Origin of the sequence: Streptomyces sp. NPDC127038 (assembly GCF_042725875.1) — a bacterium.
In the GTDB taxonomy this organism is placed as follows: Bacteria; Actinomycetota; Actinomycetes; order Streptomycetales; family Streptomycetaceae; genus Streptomyces.
On the sequence record NZ_JBHXDQ010000053.1, the window covers coordinates 15,568 to 32,521 of the forward strand.

Genomic DNA, 16,954 nt, shown 5'->3' on the forward strand with positions numbered 1-16,954 from the left:
GCGGGGCGGTGCCCCGCGTCCCGGCGCGGCGCGGACCCCGACGCCCGGACCGTGCGGGTGGACGGCTCGTCCGGCCGCTCCCTACAGCGGTACGCGCAGTGCGCCGTCGATGAGTTCGGCGGCCTCGGTCGTGCCCGCGCAGCCGCTGCGCACCAGGTGTTCGCGTACCGCGCGGAGTCTGTCGCGCAGCCGCTGGGACTCCATCCCCCGGGCCTGTTCCGCCATCCGCACGGCCGTCGCCACCGCCTTGTCGGCGTTCCCCTGGCGCAGTTCGATCTGGCTGAGCATGGCCAGCCGGTGCACCCGCCCCCGGTCGTGCGCCGGAGTGTCGACCGCGGCCGTGGCGTGCTCCGCGGCGGCCACCAGGTCGCCGAGGCTGAGCAGTGCCTCCGCCACCTGTACGTTGACCAGTCCCGGCTGGACATAGCCCGTCTCGTCCGGCTCGTAACCGCGCCGGATGCGCTCGGCGGCCTGCTCGGCACGCCGTATGCAGGACAGGGCGCTGCTGCCGTCGCCGAGGTGTGCGTACGCCTTGGCCTGCATGGCGTACAGGTCGGAGGCGAGCGCGGGGGTGATCTGGCGTCCCGCGGCGCGCAGCGCGGCCTCGGCGAAGGCGACCGCCTGCCGGTACTCGCGCATGAACAGCGACTGATTGACCAGCAGAGCTATGACGTACGCGCCAAGTCCCCTGTCATTGCTGGCCTTTGCCAGGCGCAGCGCCTGATGGAAGTAGCGCTGGGCGAGTCCGTGCGCGTCGGAGTCGTAGGCGCAGATACCCGCGATGGCCACCAACCCGCCCGTCGCACGGTGGAGTTGGCGGCCGGTGGCGTCGGTGTAGCTGCCGCGCAGCAGGGGCGCGGTCTCGGAGTTGAGGAAGCCGACGATCCTGGTGCGGGTCGCCATCCCGCCGGCCTTGCGGTACATCTGCTCGTAGTGGGCCCGGGCCGCGCGCAGCATCTCGATGTCGGCCATGCTGACCCGGTGACGGCCGCCGCGGGAGACGTCCACGTCCTCGGGCGGGTTCTCCCACTCCCACACGGGCATCACGGCGGGGGTCCCGGTGACGGCCGGGGCGCCGAGGATGTGGGGGCGCTGCTGTTCGTCGGAGCGCCACAGGGCGGTGGCGCGTTCGACGAAGCCGGAGAGCGAGCCGGCGTGCGGGGTGGAGGGCTCGCCGGGCACGCCGAGGCCGATGTCGTCGAGGGTGACGGGCCGGTGCAGCCGTACCGCGAGCACCTCGCAGATCAGGTCGGGCACCTGGCCGCGCGGCCGCTGGCCCTTCAACCAGCGTGCCACGGCGGTGTGTTCGTAGCGCAGGGCCAGACCGCGGGCCCTGCCCGCCTGGTTGACGTGCGCGGCGAGTCCGGCGTGCGAGATGCCCGCCTCGTCGAGGATCGCGTCGAGCAGGGTGTTGGGCTGCATGGGAGGCCCCCCGATTGGCTCGTTGCCGACGGCACCGGTCGCGCGGGCCGCGCCCGACCGCACCAGAGAGAGTAGTGCGTCCCCTTTCACACGGGGTGTGATGGGAATGCCCGTATCCGCGCTGTACGCGCGCTGTCGCGGAGAGTTCCGTACCGGTTGACTGAAATGCCTCGCAAGAGGCCGGCCGGGCCGCCGGCTCCCCCTCGTACAGTGCGGCGGCCCGCTCCGCGCCGTCCGCCCGGCCGTCTGTCCGACACTCCGTGGCCGGGCGGACGGCAGAGCCGGCGCGGCCGGGGCGACCGCGGGACTCCGGTCGTCCGGTGCGGGTCCCGTGGCCGGTCGCCCCGGCCGGAGAGTGGAGGAGCGCATGCCGTTCACCGGGGGACGTGCTGGGTCACCCGGCCCTGGTGCAGTGCGAGCGGCCGGCGGTCGTTGTGCAGCACCAGGAGGGCCACGTCGTCGTCGGGCCGGCCGCCGGTGTGGCGCAGCAGACCGGTGAACACCGCGCGCAGGACGGCCTGCGGTACGACGGGTCCGTCGCGGACGGCAGCCGCGAGGGCCGGGAGCAGGGGGAAGAACCGCCCGCGCGCGTCCCGCGCGTCCTCGGCGCCGTCGGTGTGGAGGAACAGCCCCTCGCCGGGCCTGAGCCGCCCGCACGGCTCGGCCGGGAGGCGGGACGGCAGCGGGAACGGGCCGAGCGGTGGCAGCGGTTCGGCACGCACGAGGGGCCGGACACGGCCCGCGGTCAGCAGATACGGCCAGGGGTGGCCGCAGTTGAGGGCGTGCACCCCGCCGTCCCGGTGGATCTCCAGCAGCAGGACCGTGACGAACTCCTCGGCCGCGTGGCCGTCGGGGTCGGACCCGGCGCAGGAGTGTCCGGCCCGTTCCCCCTCGCGCAGATGCCGGGCCAGTGCCCGGTCGAGTCTTCTGAGGACGCCGCCGAGTTCGGGTTCGTCGTGCGCGGCCTCGCGGAAGCTGCCGAGGACGGCGGCGACGGTCCCGATGGCGCCCAGGCCGTGCCCCCGGACGTCCCCCATCACGACCCGCACGCCGTGCTCGGTGGCGACCGCCTCGTACAGGTCGCCGCCGATGCTCGCGCCATGGTCCGCGGAGAGCTGGGCCGCGGCGATGTCCAGCCCGTCGATGCGCGGGGGCAGCGGGCGCAGCAGGACGCTCTGCGCGGCCCCCGCGACCCTGCGGATCTGCCGGAGTTCGCGCAGCAGCACTCTTCTGACGTGGAGTATCAGACCGGCCCCGACCGCGAAGAAGACGGCGCTCGTGGCGATGCGGGCGCCGAGTCCGTGCTGCTGCGCGAGCGGACAGGCCATCTTGTACGAGATCGCCAGCGCGCCCCAGACCGCGGGCAGCCCGAGGTTCAGCGCCCGGCGCAGCGGTGGCCGGCCGGAGGTGCGCAGGACCCGGCGGGTGCGGCGGCCGCGGTCCTCACGGGCGACCCCGGTGCGGGGTCCGCGGCGGCGCACGGCCCGCCGGAGTCCGGCTCTCAGCCGGTCGCTCCGGCTGCGCGGCCCGGAGACCGCTCTGGCCGGGTTCCGCGAATGCGTCTGGAGCGTCGCCCTGCGGGGAGCCCCAGCCTTGATTCGGATCATGCCGATTGGCCCCCCAATAGGCACTGACGGCGCAGACGGCCTCGGAGAGACCGTTCCGAATTCTGTCGACCGTCCGGTCCGGGTGGGCCGGATCGCCCGGACATGTCACCCGAATGAGTGAGGTGTCTTCGGACGACCGCATTTATGCAGGCAGAAGCCGGGAACCCCCGAAACGGGGCAGGCCAGGGCCGCGTTCAAGGCAGGTGCGGGGCGGCCCGGGAGCCGGGGGGAACGTCCGGATCCGGCAGGGCCGAGAGCCGGGCGGAGGGCTGCATCCCGGGGCGGCCGTACGACCGGGAGCGAGGGGAAGCGCTGCGGCCCGGGGCGGCCAGGGCCGAGGGACTACGCAGGGGCGGGGCCGGGCGGGTCCGGCACCGGGCAGGGACTCAGGGTCCGGCACCGGGCAGGGCTCGGCGTCGACACCCGGTAGGGGCTCGGGCCCGGCGCCCGTCAACGCTCGGTCTCGGCACCCTGCATCCGGCAGGGGCTCGGCCCCGGTTGTCGGCTCGGCCTTGGGGGCCGGGCCGGGTGCGGGGAGGTGCGGGGCTTCCCCGGGGAACCGGGCCGGGTGGCGTTCGGTTCCCCGGGGTGGCCCAGGCGGAGCCTAGGCTCCGCGCAGCACCGCGCCCGTGCGCTCCGCGGCCAGCGCCACCGCCGCGTCGCGAGCCGCGGAGGCCTCGTCGACGGTCAGCGTGCGGTCGGCGGCACGGAACCGCAGCGCGTAGGCGAGGGACTTCTTGTCCGCGCCGAGCTGCTCGCTCTCGTACTCGTCGAACAGCCGGATGGACTCCAGGAGTTCACCCGCGCCCTCGTGCAGAGCCGCCTCGACGTCCGTGTGCGGGACGCCCTTGTCGACGACCAGCGCGACGTCCTGCGTGGCGACCGGGAAGGTCGAGATCTTCGGGCCCTTGGGGTGGCCCGAGCTCGCCCGCTCCAGTGCGTCCAGGTCCAGCTCCATCGCACAGGTGCGCGCGGGCAGGCCCAGCGTCTTCAGGACACCGGGGTGCAGCTCACCGGCGTACCCGACGACCTGCTCCACGCCGTCCACGAGGACCGCGAGCCCGGCGCAGCGACCCGGGTGCCACGGACCGTACTGGCCGGAGCGGACGAGGAGTTCGGTCCCCGCCTCGCGGGCCAGGATCCGCGCGGCCTCGATCGCGTCGGCCCAGTCGGCCGGACGGCCCTTGCCCCACCAGCCGGCCTGCTCGCGGGCGCCCGCGAGGACGACGGCGGCGTGCCGGGGCTGGACGGGAAGCGCCGCGGCCAGGGTCGCGATCTCCTCGTCGGTGGGACGGCGGTCCACGGGCAGCCGCCCGGCGACACGCAGTTCCTCCTGCGGGTGGAAGACCAGCCCGGTCTCGAAGAGCGCCAGGTCGTGGCTGCCGCGTCCGTCGTTGCGGCGCAGGGCCTGGAGCAGGCCCGGCAGCAGCGTCGTACGGAGCGCGGGCTCCTCGTCGGAGAGCGGGTTGACCAGCTTGACGACCCTGCGCTTCGGGTCGTCGTCGGCGAGGCCGAACTGGTCGAAGACGTGCTCCCCGATGAACGGGTAGTTCGGCGCCTCGACGTAACCGGCGCCGGCCAGCGCGCGGCCGACCCGGCGGTGCAGCCGCTGCCGGTCGGTCAGGCCGAGGCCCGCCGGCGGCTTGGGCAGCGTGGAGGGCAGGTTCTCGTAGCCCTCGAGCCGGATGACCTCTTCGGCGAGGTCGTTCGGGTCGGTCAGGTCGGGCCGCCAGGACGGCACGGTGACGATCAGCTCGTCCTGGCCGTAGACGTCGCAGCCGACCTGCTGGAGGCGGCGGACGACGGTCTCGCGGCCGTAGTCGACACCGGCCACCTTGTCCGGGTGGTTCGCCGGGATGGTGATGGTGTGCGGCGCGGACGGCGCGATCACCTCGGTGACCCCGGCGTCGGCGGTGCCGCCCGCGAGGAGCACGAGCAGGTCGACGGTCCGCTGGGCCGCGGCCGAGGTGGCCGCCGGGTCGGCGCCGCGCTCGAAGCGCTTGGACGCCTCGGAGGACAGCTTGTGCCGGCGGGCGGTGCGCGCGATGGAGATCGGGTCGAAGTGCGCGGCCTCGATGACGACCTCGGTGGTGGTGCCCTCGGTGTCGTCGATCTCGGTGTGGGCGCCGCCCATGACGCCCGCGAGGCCGATGGGGCCGCGGTCGTCGGTGATCACCAGGTCGCCGGCGTCGAGGGTGCGCTTGACGCCGTCGAGGGTGGTGAGCTTCTCGCCCTGCTCGGCCCGGCGCACGCCGATGGTGCCCTCGACGCGGCTGCGGTCGTACGCGTGCAGCGGCTGGCCGAGCTCAAGCATCACGTAGTTGGTGATGTCGACGGCGAGCGAGACCGGACGCATGCCGGCCTTCTGGAGCCGGCGGCGCAGCCAGATCGGGGACTGGGCGTCGGGGTCGAGGCCGGTCACCGTGCGCGCGGTGAAGCGGTCGCAGCCCATCGGGTCACCGACCCGGACCGGGTGCCCGAACGCGTTCGGGGCCGGTACGTCGAGCAGCGCGGGGTCGCGCAGCGGCAGGCCGTAGGCGATGGCGGCCTCGCGGGCCACACCGCGCATCGACAGCGCGTACCCGCGGTCGGGGGTGACGGCGATGTCGAGGACCTCGTCGACGAGCTGGAGCAGCTCGATCGCGTCGGTGCCGGGCTCCATCTCCGGCGGCAGCACGATGATGCCGCCGCTGCCGTCGTCGCCCATGCCCAGCTCGTCGCCGGAGCAGATCATGCCGTGCGAGGTCTTGCCGTACGTCTTGCGCGCGGCGATCGCGAAGTCGCCGGGCAGGACGGCGCCGGGCAGGACCACGACGACCTTGTCGCCGACGGCGAAGTTGCGGGCGCCGCAGACGATCTCCTGGGGCTCACCGGTGCCGTTGGCGGTGCCGACGTCGACGGTGCAGAAGCGGATGGGCTTCTTGAACTCCGTCAGTTCCTCGATGGTGAGCACCTGGCCGACGACCAGGGGGCCCTTGAGGCCGGCGCCGAGCTGCTCGACGGTCTCGACCTCGAGGCCTGCCGAAATGAGCTTGGCCTGGACGTCGCGGCCGGTCTCCGTCGCCGGCAGGTCGACGTACTCCCGCAGCCAAGAAAGCGGGACCCGCATCAGATCTCCATCCCGAACGGCCGGGTGAACCGGACGTCACCCTCGACCATGTCTCGCATGTCTTCAACGCTGTGACGGAACATCAGCATCCGCTCGATGCCGAACCCGAAGGCGAATCCGCTGTACTTCTCCGGGTCGACGCCGCAGGCGACCAGCACCCGCGGGTTGACCATGCCGCAGCCGCCGAGCTCGATCCAGCCCTCGGATGAGCAGGTCCGGCAGGGGCGGTCGGGGTTGCCGACGGACTCGCCCTTGCAGACGTAGCAGAGCATGTCCATCTCGGCGGACGGCTCGGTGAAGGGGAAGTAGTTCGGGCGCAGCCGGGTCTTCATGTCCGAGCCGAAGAGCGACTGGACCATGTGGTCCAGGGTGCCCTTGAGGTCGGCCATGGTCAGGCCCTCGTCGACGGCCAGCAGCTCGATCTGGTGGAAGACCGGGGTGTGCGTGGCGTCGAGCTCGTCCGTGCGGTAGACGCGGCCGGGGCACACGACGTAGACGGGCGGCTCCCGGTCGAGCAGGGCGCGGGCCTGCACCGGGGAGGTGTGGGTGCGCAGCACGACACCGGACTCGTCGCCGTGGGTGCCCTCGGGGCCCTGGACGAAGAAGGTGTCCTGCATCTGCCGGGCCGGGTGGTCGGGCGTGAAGTTGAGGGCGTCGAAGTTGAACCACTCCGCCTCGACCTCGGGGCCCTCGGCGACCTCGTATCCCATGGACACGAAGACGTCCGCGACCCGCTCCATCATCGTGGTCAGCGGGTGCCGGGCGCCGGCCGGTACACGGTCGTACGGCAGGGTGACGTCGACCGCCTCCTCGACCAGTACGCGGGCGTCCCGCTCGGCCTCCAGTTCGCCCTGGCGGGCGGCGAGGGCCTTGTTCACGGCGCCCCGTGCCTGGCCGACGAGCTTGCCGGCCGCGGCCTTGGCCTGCGGGGGCAGCGCGCCGATCTCGCGGTTGGCGAGGGCCAGCGGGGAGGTGCCGCCGGTGTGGGCGACCTTGGCCTCCTGGAGCGCGTCGAGGTCGCCGGCGGCGGCGAAGGCGGCGAGCGCCTCGTCCCGCATGCGCTCGATCTCTTCCGGTTTCAAGGCCTCGACCTCTACAGGGTCGTACGACTTATTAGGTGCCGACATCTCTTCCCGTGCTTCCGGTTGGCTGGCTGAGGGTCCCCGTCATCGACTCGGAGACGAATCGTCCGCAGATGCGTGGACGCAAAGGTGCCAAAGGCCGAGTCTATCGGGGGTGGGGGCCCGACCAGGACGGGGCGTCCCGGCGGTGGTCCCGTGCGGATGAGCCCGTGGGGGCCGGTGCGGCGCTAGAGGAGATACGCCGGGGTGCCCACGGGCAGCGTAAATCGGAACTCGGCGCCCCCGCCGGGGGCGCGGCCGACCGTGATGGTGCCGCCGTGGGCCTCGACGATGCCCTTGACGATGTAGAGCCCGAGCCCGGTGCCGCCGCGCTTGCTGCCCCGCCAGAAGCGGGTGAAGACGCGGTTCATGGACTCCTCCGGGATTCCGGTGCCCTCGTCGCTCACGGTGACCGACGTGACGGCGTTCGCCGTGCCCTCCTCGTCCGGCCGCTCGCGCGGGGACGTGGACGGTGCCACGTCGATGGTGACGGTTCCCTCGCCGTGGCGCACCGCATTTTCGATCAGGTTGCTGAGCACCTGGTCGACCTTGTCGGGGTCGGCCCAGAGCGCGGGCAGGGGCTGCTCGATGCGCAGCAGGAAGCGGTCGGCGGGCTGGCCGGAGGCGACGTAGGCCTGGATGTGCCGGCCGACGGCGGCTCCCATGTCGACGGGCTGGCGACGCACTTCGAGGCGCCCGGAGTCGATGCGGGAGATGTCGAGGAGCTCGGCGATGAGCCGGGTGACGCGGTTGGCGTCGGCGTCGACGGTCTCCAGCATCAGTTTCTTCTGGTCGTCGGTGAAGCGTTCCCACTTGGCCAGCAGGGTCGCGGTGAAGCCCTTGACCGAGGTGAGCGGGGAGCGCAGTTCGTGGGCGACCGTGGCGATCAGCTCGGCGTGGCTGCGCTCGGTGCGGCGGCGGGCCTCGGTGTCGCGCAGACAGACCACGACCCGGCGGACGGGGCCGGTGGGGTGGGTGCGGACATAGCGCGCGGAGACGAGGATCTCCCGGCCGCCGGGGAGCAGCAGGTTGCGCTCGGGCTGGCCGTTGCGGATGGCGAGACCGCCGTAGGGGTCGGTCAGCTGCCACCAGCGGCGGCCTTCGAGATCCTCCAGCGGCAGCGCCGCTTCGAGGCGGCGGCCGAGTGCCTCGGCCGCCGGTACGGCGGTGATCCGGGCCGCTGCGGCGTTGAAGCAGACGACGCGGCCGTGTTCGTCGGCGACGACGATCCCGTCGGGCAGGTCGTCGGGGTCTATGCCGAGCGCGGGGCCGGTCGCGACGGTGTCATCGGGCCCGGACGCGGACGTGCCGCGCGCGTCCCGCGCTCGCAGCGCGCTGTGGGCACCGCCCGTGCCGACACTCATCCCCGTACCCCGCCTCTCGTCCGGCACAGAGGGCCCCCGGGCCCGTCACCCTACTAGCTGCCGGTGACGGAGCGGCACCCTGTGGAGGCGCGCTGTGCACGGGCTGACGCGTAGAGACATACGGCCGCGGCCGTGGCCAGGTTCAGGCTCTCGGCCTTTCCGTGGATCGGAACGCGCACGACGGCGTCGGCCAGCGCGCGGGTCTCCTCCGGAAGCCCCCAGGCCTCGTTGCCGAAGACCCAGGCGGTGGGGCCGCCCATGGTGCCCTTGTCGAGTTCGTCGTCGAGGTCGTCCTCGCCCGCTCCGTCGGCGGCGAGGATGCGCACGCCGGCGTCCTTGAGTCCGGCCACGGCCTGCTCGACGGGCACGCCGACGGCGACGGGCAGATGGAACAGGGATCCGACGGAGGCGCGGACGGCCTTGGGGTTGTAGAGGTCGACGGAGGCGTCGGTGAGGACGACGGCCTCGGCGCCGGCGGCGTCCGCGCAGCGCAGCACGGTGCCCGCGTTCCCGGGGTCGCGGACGTGGGCGAGCACGGCGACCAGTTTCGGGCGGGCGGCGAGGATCTCCTCGAAGGCCGTGTCGATGAACCGGCACACGCCGACGATCCCCTGCGGGGTCACGGTGGTGGAGATGTCCGCGATGACCTGCTCGTCGGCCAGGTGGACCCGGGCTCCGGCGGTACGGGCCTCCGCGACGAGGTCGGCGTACCGCTCGGCGGCCTCCGGGGTGGCGAACAGCTCGACGAGCGTGTCGCCGCCGTGTGCCGCCGCCTCCCGCACGGCCTGCGGCCCCTCGGCGAGGAACAGCCGCTCCTTGCCCCGGAAGTTGCGCCTGGCGAGCCGCCGGGCGGCCAGGACACGCGGCGAGCGCGGAGAGATCAGCTCGGGGCTGGCGGAGGCCATGTTCTGGTTCACCTTCGATGTCTGCGCGGATCACATGATGACGGGGGCGACTCCGACCCCCAGGGGCGCGGGGAACTGCGCGACCAGCCCCGTGCGGCCCGCACCCGGACGGCGACCCGTGGGCTGGCAGCAAAGGACCCGCAGGCCGAAACCTGCGGGTCCTTCAGTCACGTCGGCTGAAGCCGGCGCAGCGTCACGCGGCCTTCGGCGCGTTGACGTCCGACGGCAGGGCCTTCTGCGCGACCTCGACGAGCGCGGCGAACGCGTTGGCGTCGTTGACGGCCAGCTCCGCGAGGATCTTGCGGTCCACCTCGATGTTGGCGGCCTTCAGACCCTGGATGAGGCGGTTGTACGTCATGCCGTTCTGGCGGGCCGCAGCGTTGATGCGCTGGATCCACAGCTGACGGAAGTCGCCCTTGCGCTTCTTGCGGTCGTTGTAGTTGTAGACCAGCGAGTGGGTGACCTGCTCCTTGGCCTTGCGGTACAGGCGCGAACGCTGACCGCGGTAGCCGGAGGCCGCCTCGAGGATCGCCCGGCGCTTCTTGTGGGCGTTGACTGCCCGCTTGACGCGTGCCACTTTTTAACTCCTTGTAGCGGGGCCGTGGTTGGACTCACACGGCCCGAATTCGATTGGGTCCCGGATCAGACGTACGGCGCTGGGCGCCGGTACGTCACTTGCCGAGAAGCTTCTTGATCTTCGCGGCGTCGCCCGGGGCCATCTCGGCGGTGCCGGTGAGACGGCGCGTCACGCGGGACGACTTGTGCTCGAGCAGGTGGCGCTTGCCGGCGCGCTCACGGAGCACCTTGCCGGAGCCGGTGATCTTGAAGCGCTTGCTGGCACCGCTGTGCGACTTGTTCTTCGGCATAGCGCCGTTCTCTCCTCGTCAGTGGCGTTCCGGTGCCCGGTCGCGGGACCGGGCACGGGTGGAACGTCATATGTATCGATTGACATCCCGGGGCGGGGGCCCTGGGATCAGGCCTCGGCTGACGCCTCGGCCGGGGTCTCGACGGTCTCGACGGACTCCGCCTCCACGGGCGCGCCCTCGGTGTCTCCACCGTCGGCGACCTCTTCGGCAGCGTTCTGCGAGCGACCGGGGTTGGCCTTCGCTTCCGCCTTGCGAGCCGCCTGAGCCTCACGGGCCTCGGCCATCGCCTCGGTCTTCTTCTTGTGCGGACCGAGAACCATGATCATGTTTCGGCCGTCCTGCTTCGGGTTCGACTCGATGAACCCGAGGTCCTCGACGTCCGTGGCGAGCCGCTGGAGCAGTCGGTAGCCGAGCTCCGGCCGGGACTGCTCGCGACCACGGAACATGATCGTGATCTTGACCTTGTCGCCCTGCTTGAGGAACCGGACGACGTGACCCTTTTTGGTGTCGTAGTCGTGCGGGTCGATCTTCGGCCGGAGCTTCATTTCCTTGATGACCGTGTGCGCCTGGTTCTTGCGCGCCTCACGGGCCTTCATGGCCGACTCGTACTTGAACTTGCCGTAGTCCATGAGCTTGCAGACGGGCGGGCGAGCACTCGCCGCCACCTCGACCAGGTCGAGGTCGTACTCCTGAGCAAGCTCAAGGGCCTTGGCAAGCGGAACAATCCCGACCTGCTCGCCGCTGGGACCGACAAGACGCACTTCGGGAACGCGAATCCGGTCGTTGATGCGGGGCTCGGTGCTGATGGATCCTCCTCGGTAGCACCACACGGCGGTCTGGCGGACAGCCGCGTATGTCTCTGATGACATGGTGACCAACCGCCGTGGGGCATGAAAAATGCCCCGGACGGGACACAGGCGGGGCTCCATGAACAACCGGAGCACCGCCGCGGTCAACCGCGGGGCGCACATCGGGCGACTCCATCGTCCGTACGGAACGATGGCGGCCGCCTGACCGGATGACCCGCCGTCCCGGAGGACGGTCAGGTGGGAGATCGGAGCCTCCACTTGTGGGCCGGGCACATCGTGTCCGGCCGGTCGTTACACAAGGTTAGCAGTTCCGCCGGGTACGCGCTAACCGGAGGCCTCCTCACCGCCGCCCGCCGGGCGGAGACGCACCTCACCGCGGGCCCGAGGGCTCCCGTGGACGGCGGCACGCGCGCCGGGGCCTATCGTGTGGGGCATGAGTGACACCCCTCCCCAGAACCCCGACTTCGACACCATGACCCGCGACATCGCCGAGGTCCCCGCGGTCGAGGTCATCGTGACGGTCGCCGTGAACCTGATGAGCGCCGCCGCCGTGAAGCTCGGTCTCACCGAGGAGGGCGACGAGCACAAGGACCTGGACGAGGCCCGCAAGCTGGTGACCGCGCTCGCCGGTCTGCTCGACGCGAGCACGACCGAGATCAGCTCGTTCCACGCGGCACCGCTGCGCGACGGCCTGAAGTCCCTCCAGCTCGCCTTCCGCGAGGCGTCCCTCGTCCCGGACGAGCCGGGCCAGGGTCCGGGCGAGAAGTACACGGGCCCCGTCTACGGCTGATCCTCGGAACCCGTGTCCGTACGGAGCGCCGTACGGACACGGACCCGCCCACGTGCCTATCCGCGTACGTACAGGGGCTCGCCCGGAGGTGTCGCCCCGGCCGGCAGCAGTGCCAGGTCGAGGCCGCGCACCAGGCGGGCCCTCAGCGTTTCGTCGGCCGCGAGCCGCTCGGCCACCGCGCGGGCGGTCTCGGCGGGGGCGGCCGACGGGTCGAGCACCAGCGCCAGGGTGCCGTCCGCCGGACCCGGGCCGAGATGGGCGCGGGCCACCAGGGGCTCGGCGGCGACCGCGGCCCGTACCGCCTCGATCACGGCCGGGTCCGCGAGCGGATCGGTGGTCGTACGCCCCTCGGCGAGCGCGAGCAGGGCGGCCCCGGTCAGTTCGTAGGACACCGGCCCGGCCATGTCCACCACGATCGTGTCGGCCTTCTCGTGCGCCGCGGCCTCCAGCACCTGGTTCAGGCGTACGGCCACGGGGCGGGCCTCGGGATCCCAGCGGGCCAGCGAATCCGTGGAGGTGAAGGCGGGCAGGGCCGTACGGTCCCCGGCCTTGAGCGTGGGCACCGCCATGTCGCTGGTCTTCTCCCGGCGCAGCCCGTTCTCGTCCTCCTCGACCTCACCGAGGATCGCCACGACCGGCACGAGCAGCCGGGCGCCCGTGAGGGCCTCCAGGACCGGCGGTACGGCGGAGCGGTCGGCGGACCAGGCCGCGAGCGCGGCGCTCAGCCGGGGATCGGCCGAGCCGTCGTCGTCGGAGAAGCCGGAGTCGGGAATGTTCTTGTTCGCCACGGTCCCCGACCCTATCGGGGGGATGCTGCTGCGCTTGTGCGGCCCCTGAAACACGGAGCCGACGGGATTCACGAGTTTCTCAGCCATCCCTGACACACCTCTAACAAGCGTCTAACGGCGGGCACAGCCCCGCCGTCCAGCATCGCCGGATGGACCGTCACAGAGCACGCGGGCGTCGCGCCCGGCCCGCCCGGCGCACCCCGCTCCTGTCCGTCGCGGTGGCCTCCGTCGTCCTCGTCGGCGCCACGGCCGCCGGGGCCGTGTACATGAAGGCGCAGGCGCACGACGGCCCGGCCGTCGTATCGTCGGCGGCGCCGGCCTCGCCCTCTTCGTCGCCGGCCGGGAGCGAGGAGGCATCGGTGGAACCCGTGGCGGAACCCTCCGTGGACCGCGGCGCGCTGCTCGCCAAGGCCCTGACGTCGGTGACGGTGGCGGCCGGGGCGAAGACGTCGGTAGCCGTCCTCGACGTCGACTCCGGCGAGAGCGCCGCCCACGGCGACGCGGCCTTCGACACGGCGAGCATCGTCAAGGTGAACATCCTGGCCGCGCTGCTGCTCCAGGCGCAGGACGCGGACCGGCGTCTGACCGCGCAGGAGCGGACGTACGCCACCGCGATGATCGAGAACAGCGACAACGCGTCGGCGTCCGCGCTGTGGGCGACGATCGGGCGCGCCGACGGTCTGGACGCCGCGAACAAGCGCTTCGGACTGACGTCCACCCAGGGCGGCGACGGCGAGCTGTGGGGGCTCACCCAGACCACCGCGAGCGACCAACTGACCCTGCTCCGGCAGGTGTTCGGGAAGGACTCGAAGCTCAGCGCGAGTTCGCGGTCCTATCTCCAGGGCCTCATGGGCGAGATCGAGACCGACCAGCAGTGGGGAGTCTCCGCCGCGGCCGACGGTTCTCGATGGGCGCTGAAGAACGGGTGGCTGGCGCGCAGCACGACCGGGCTGTGGGACGTCAACAGCATCGGGCGGATCTCGGTGGACGGCCACGAGTTCCTGGTGGCCGCGCTCTCGAACGGCAACTCCACGCAGGCGAAGGGCATTTCGCTGGTGGAGGCGGTGTCCAAGGCCGCGGTGTCCGCGTTCCGGGACACGGCGGCGGACTGAAGGGCCCGGGTTCTCAGCGCCGTTCGAAGGGGTTGGCGGGTCTGCGGCCCCGCCACAGGAACACCGCCCCGGCCAGCAGGGCCAGGCCCAGGGCGCCCGCGAGCGGAGCGGCCCAGTCGGCCGAACCGCCCCCGTCGTCACGGGTGTCGGGGCCGGTGCCGAAGTACTTGCCGCCGTACGCGGCCGGCTTGAGGCCCTCGGGCTTGAGCCGGGCCGCCGCCTTGATGGCCGCCGAGGGGTCGACGAAGCCGAAGCCGCGGGAGTCGTCGCGGCCCCCGGAGGGGACGTTGCGGGCGGTGTCCTCCAGCAGCTTCTTGATCTGCGCCGGGGACAGGCCCGGGTGGGCCGCCTTGACGAGCGCGACCGCCCCGGAGACGAAGGCGGACGCCGCGCTGGTGCCCCAGCCCTCGTAGTACCGGTCGTCCGGGTCCGCGATGACCACGTCGACGCCGGGGGCGCTGACGGTGGCGTACCAGCGGCGGGTGGAGAAGGACGCGTGGGTCCCGTAGCGGTCGACGGCGGTCGCCGCGATCACACCCGGGTAGGCGGCCGGGTACGAGATGTGGTCGCCCTTCTCCCCGCCGTTGCCGGCCGAGGCGACGACGGCGACGCCCTTCTTCAGCGCGTACTGGACGGCCTCGTCCTCGGCGGGTTCGGGGTGGGCGGAGCTGGAGTCGTCCCCGAGGGAGAGGTTGATGACGTCGGCGCCGTGGTCGGTGGCCCAGCGGATGCCCTCCGCGAGCGCGTTGCCGCGGGTGTTGCGGGCCTTGGCGCGGGCCGGGTCCTTGTCCTCGAGGATGACGCGGACCGGCAGGATCTTCGCCTCGGGGGCGATTCCCATGACCCCGTCGGCGTCGCCCGGCCCATGGCCGTGTCCGGCGATGATGCCGGCCATGGCGGTGCCGTGCCGGGCCCAGGACCGGTCACCGCGGCGCGCGCCGAAACCGACCATGTCCTTCTCGGCGAGCACGTTGCCCTTGAGGTCCGGGTGCAGGGCGTCTACGCCGGTGTCGAGGACCGCGACGGTGATGCCCTTGCCCTTGGTCGTGCGCCAGGCCTGCTGCGTGTGCATCGCGTCGAGGCCCCACTGCTGGGCGCGTATGCCGTCGGCGTGCGCGGCGGTCGAGGGGACCAGGGCCAGGGAGGCGGCGAGGGCGACGGCGAGGGCACCGGACCTGCGCGAGAGCCGGGTCCCGCGGGTTCCCGGGGCCGGGCGCGTGGCACGGCGGCCGGGGGCCCCTGTCTCTCCGGTCGCGGTGTCGTGGGGCTGCCTGATGCGGCCGTCGGGGCCGTCGTCGCGGGTCATGACGGCTTCTCCGTGGACGAGGTGACGGTCTTGCGCAGGCCGCGCTCGACCCGGTCGGCGAGGCCCTTCGCCTCGTGGCCGAGGCCCGCCTGGGCCGCGGGCGTGGTCGAGTCCGGCTTCATCGCGTCGGCGGCGGGCTGCGGGGACGCGACCGTACGGCCGTCGGCGAACCCGGAGACGGCGAACACGACGACGGGGGCGTCGGTGAGGACGGACTCGGTCCAGGAGGCGCGCTGCGCCTTGCCGAAGCCGGCGGCGTCGGTGCCCTTGGCCGCGTACGGCAGGGGCAGCAGGTCGGTGCGCCGGTCCAGGCCCTCCTTCGCGAAGCGGGCCTTCAGGGAGGTCATGCCCGCCGCGTCCGCCTTGGTGAACAGCAGGCCGACGGTCGTGACGTGACTGCGGGTCGCGTCCACGTAGGTGGCGCGCAGCAGTCGCAGACAGCCGACGGGGGCGAGGGCCTGGCGCAGCAGGGGGTCGAAGGCGTCCTTGCAGCCGGTGTCGGGGGCGACGGCGATCCGGGTCCAGGTGCGGTCGGAACCGCCGGGGCCGGCTCCGTCGCCGTGCACGGTCGGCGGGAACAGCCGGTCGACGGGCACGCTGTGCCAGAGCTCTCCGGCCGTGGCGAAGGCTCCGGGCGAACCGGGTCCGTCCGTGGTGTCCCCGGTGAGCCAACTCCCGGTCACCGCACCGCCGATGAGCCCGAGCCCGAGGACGACGCACACCGCCGCGGTCACGGCACGGGCGCGGGTCCATCCCCGGAACGGGGCCGTCCGTCCGGTGTCCCCACCGTGGATCTCGGGCTCCGCGAACGACACGTAGGGACGCGCGGGGGCGGCGGGGCCGGGAGCCGGGAAGGGCGCCGGGGCCGGGATGAACGGGGGTGCCTCCGGGGAGGCGGCGGACGGCAGCCCGTCCCGCGCCGACTCGGTGAACGACTCCCCGGAGACCGGTTCCGGCCCGGAGGTCCGCGGGGGCTCGGACGGCCGGGAGGGAACCGCGGAGGACGGAGGGAACGGGGAGGCCGGGGCGCCGGGAGGCCGCTGAAGCCCTGTGGGGTGTGCGGATCCGGTGGGGCGCGAGGGGCCGGTGGACCGTGCGGGGTCGGTGGGCCGCGAGGGGTCCGCGGGCGGTGCGGGCTCGGGGTTCCGTGGCGCCGTGGAGGGACGCGGAGGCTCGGACGGACGCTGCGGTGCGGCGGGGTGCGACAGCCGGGCGGGGCGTGGCGCGGGACGCTGGGTCCCGGCGGGGCGGGACGGTCCTGCGGAGTGCGGGGTCCCGTCGGAACGGGACGGTCCCCCGTCGTACCGGGTCGCGTCGGGACGTGCCGGGGCGGTGGAGGTGGGTGGGGTGTCCGGGAAGCGTGCGGAGGCCGCGGGGGGTGGCGGGGTCACCGGCCCGGTCCCGCCTTCGGAGCGCGGGTGCGGGGCCTTCGGCGCCGATCCGGACTCGCCGGGACCCTGCGCGGGGCCGTTGCCCGCGGAGCGCCGCGAGGGCTCCGCGGACGGGGCCGGCGGAACGGCTTCGGACGCGGGGCGCGCGGCACCGGACGGCGCCGGACGGCTCGGGGTGCCGGGCACCGACGGGGACGAGCCGGGCTCCGCGGACCGGGGTGCGTCGGCGTCAGGTGTGCCGGAAGGCGTGGACCAGGGGCGGCCGGGCGAGACGGACTCCGGCGCGGCAGGGGCGGCTGCTCCGGGGACACCGGTGCCGGTGAACCCCGGCGTGCGGGACGGGGCCCGACCCGGTGAACCCGTG

General features: G+C 73.2%; 14 protein-coding genes. 2 read left to right on the plus strand and 12 right to left on the minus strand.

Translation table 11 applies throughout. The annotated features are described in order from the left end of the window. Positions 1-81: 81 nt before the first annotated feature. The 9 genes from ACFWI4_RS29695 to infC form a co-directional block, all read right to left on the minus strand. Positions 82-1,422 (minus strand): transcriptional regulator, encoded by a 1,341-nt coding sequence (locus tag ACFWI4_RS29695; RefSeq protein ID WP_387202335.1) that lies wholly within the window; start codon positions 1,420-1,422, stop codon positions 82-84. Between the two features lie 374 nt (positions 1,423-1,796). Then, on the minus strand, positions 1,797-3,029 hold the full coding sequence (locus ACFWI4_RS29700) for a PP2C family protein-serine/threonine phosphatase (protein ID WP_387202338.1): 1,233 nt from the start codon (positions 3,027-3,029) through the stop codon (positions 1,797-1,799). 604 nt (positions 3,030-3,633) lie between these two features. Further along, positions 3,634-6,138, minus strand: coding sequence for a phenylalanine--tRNA ligase subunit beta (gene pheT / locus ACFWI4_RS29705; RefSeq protein WP_387202341.1), 2,505 nt, complete (start codon positions 6,136-6,138; stop codon positions 3,634-3,636). Then, positions 6,138-7,265, minus strand: a complete 1,128-nt coding sequence (gene pheS, locus ACFWI4_RS29710) for a phenylalanine--tRNA ligase subunit alpha (RefSeq protein ID WP_339128271.1) — start codon at positions 7,263-7,265, stop codon at positions 6,138-6,140. Before pheS ends, pheT begins: the two co-directional genes overlap by 1 nt. Positions 7,266-7,447: 182 nt before the next feature. Then, a complete protein-coding gene (locus ACFWI4_RS29715; RefSeq protein WP_387202344.1) occupies positions 7,448-8,623 on the minus strand; it encodes an ATP-binding protein in 1,176 nt (391 codons plus the stop codon). Between the two features lie 53 nt (positions 8,624-8,676). Continuing rightward, positions 8,677-9,528 carry a TrmH family RNA methyltransferase gene (locus ACFWI4_RS29720; protein WP_387202347.1) on the minus strand — a complete coding sequence of 284 codons (852 nt, stop codon included), beginning with the start codon at positions 9,526-9,528 and terminating at the stop codon, positions 8,677-8,679. Positions 9,529-9,721: 193 nt separating this feature from the next. Then, the gene (rplT, locus tag ACFWI4_RS29725) at positions 9,722-10,105 is read right to left on the minus strand and encodes a 50S ribosomal protein L20 (protein ID WP_003970214.1); all 384 of its coding nucleotides are present in this window, start codon (positions 10,103-10,105) and stop codon (positions 9,722-9,724) included. A 94-nt stretch (positions 10,106-10,199) separates the two neighbouring features. Further along, positions 10,200-10,394, minus strand: a complete 195-nt coding sequence (gene rpmI / locus ACFWI4_RS29730) for a 50S ribosomal protein L35 (RefSeq protein ID WP_006374321.1) — start codon at positions 10,392-10,394, stop codon at positions 10,200-10,202. Between the two features lie 107 nt (positions 10,395-10,501). Continuing rightward, positions 10,502-11,224, minus strand: a complete 723-nt coding sequence (gene infC, locus ACFWI4_RS29735) for a translation initiation factor IF-3 (RefSeq protein ID WP_385404754.1) — start codon at positions 11,222-11,224, stop codon at positions 10,502-10,504. Positions 11,225-11,636: 412 nt separating this feature from the next. On the opposite strand from infC, the gene ACFWI4_RS29740 reads away from it, so the two are divergent. Then, positions 11,637-11,993, plus strand: a complete 357-nt coding sequence (locus tag ACFWI4_RS29740) for a DUF1844 domain-containing protein (protein ID WP_164371095.1) — start codon at positions 11,637-11,639, stop codon at positions 11,991-11,993. 56 nt (positions 11,994-12,049) lie between these two features. On the opposite strand, the gene ACFWI4_RS29745 is transcribed toward ACFWI4_RS29740, so the two are convergent. Beyond that, complete coding sequence (locus ACFWI4_RS29745) at positions 12,050-12,781, minus strand: SseB family protein (RefSeq protein ID WP_387202350.1); 732 nt, start codon at positions 12,779-12,781, stop codon at positions 12,050-12,052. A 149-nt stretch (positions 12,782-12,930) separates the two neighbouring features. Here ACFWI4_RS29745 and ACFWI4_RS29750 point away from each other — a divergent pair, with 149 nt between their 5' ends. After that, a complete protein-coding gene (locus tag ACFWI4_RS29750) occupies positions 12,931-13,893 on the plus strand; it encodes a serine hydrolase (protein WP_387202353.1) in 963 nt (320 codons plus the stop codon). Between the two features lie 13 nt (positions 13,894-13,906). Here the strand turns inward: ACFWI4_RS29750 and mycP are convergent, their stop codons facing one another. Then, a complete protein-coding gene (mycP, locus tag ACFWI4_RS29755) occupies positions 13,907-15,199 on the minus strand; it encodes a type VII secretion-associated serine protease mycosin (RefSeq protein WP_387202356.1) in 1,293 nt (430 codons plus the stop codon). Further along, positions 15,196-16,014 carry a hypothetical protein gene (locus tag ACFWI4_RS29760; RefSeq protein ID WP_387202359.1) on the minus strand — a complete coding sequence of 273 codons (819 nt, stop codon included), beginning with the start codon at positions 16,012-16,014 and terminating at the stop codon, positions 15,196-15,198. Before ACFWI4_RS29760 ends, mycP begins: the two co-directional genes overlap by 4 nt. Positions 16,015-16,954: the final 940 nt, after the last annotated feature.

Bases quoted from the DNA above. Each gene is read 5' to 3' on its own strand.
- ACFWI4_RS29695 (WP_387202335.1), bottom strand. From the start codon at position 1,422: ATGCAGCCCAACACCCTGCTCGACGCGATCCTCGACGAGGCGGGCATC.
- ACFWI4_RS29700 (WP_387202338.1), bottom strand. From the start codon at position 3,029: ATGATCCGAATCAAGGCTGGGGCTCCCCGCAGGGCGACGCTCCAGACG.
- pheT (WP_387202341.1), bottom strand. From the start codon at position 6,138: ATGCGGGTCCCGCTTTCTTGGCTGCGGGAGTACGTCGACCTGCCGGCG.
- pheS (WP_339128271.1), bottom strand. From the start codon at position 7,265: ATGTCGGCACCTAATAAGTCGTACGACCCTGTAGAGGTCGAGGCCTTG.
- ACFWI4_RS29715 (WP_387202344.1), bottom strand. From the start codon at position 8,623: ATGAGTGTCGGCACGGGCGGTGCCCACAGCGCGCTGCGAGCGCGGGAC.
- ACFWI4_RS29720 (WP_387202347.1), bottom strand. From the start codon at position 9,528: ATGGCCTCCGCCAGCCCCGAGCTGATCTCTCCGCGCTCGCCGCGTGTC.
- rpmI (WP_006374321.1), bottom strand. From the start codon at position 10,394: ATGCCGAAGAACAAGTCGCACAGCGGTGCCAGCAAGCGCTTCAAGATC.
- ACFWI4_RS29740 (WP_164371095.1), top strand. From the start codon at position 11,637: ATGAGTGACACCCCTCCCCAGAACCCCGACTTCGACACCATGACCCGC.
- ACFWI4_RS29750 (WP_387202353.1), top strand. From the start codon at position 12,931: ATGGACCGTCACAGAGCACGCGGGCGTCGCGCCCGGCCCGCCCGGCGC.
- mycP (WP_387202356.1), bottom strand. From the start codon at position 15,199: ATGACCCGCGACGACGGCCCCGACGGCCGCATCAGGCAGCCCCACGAC.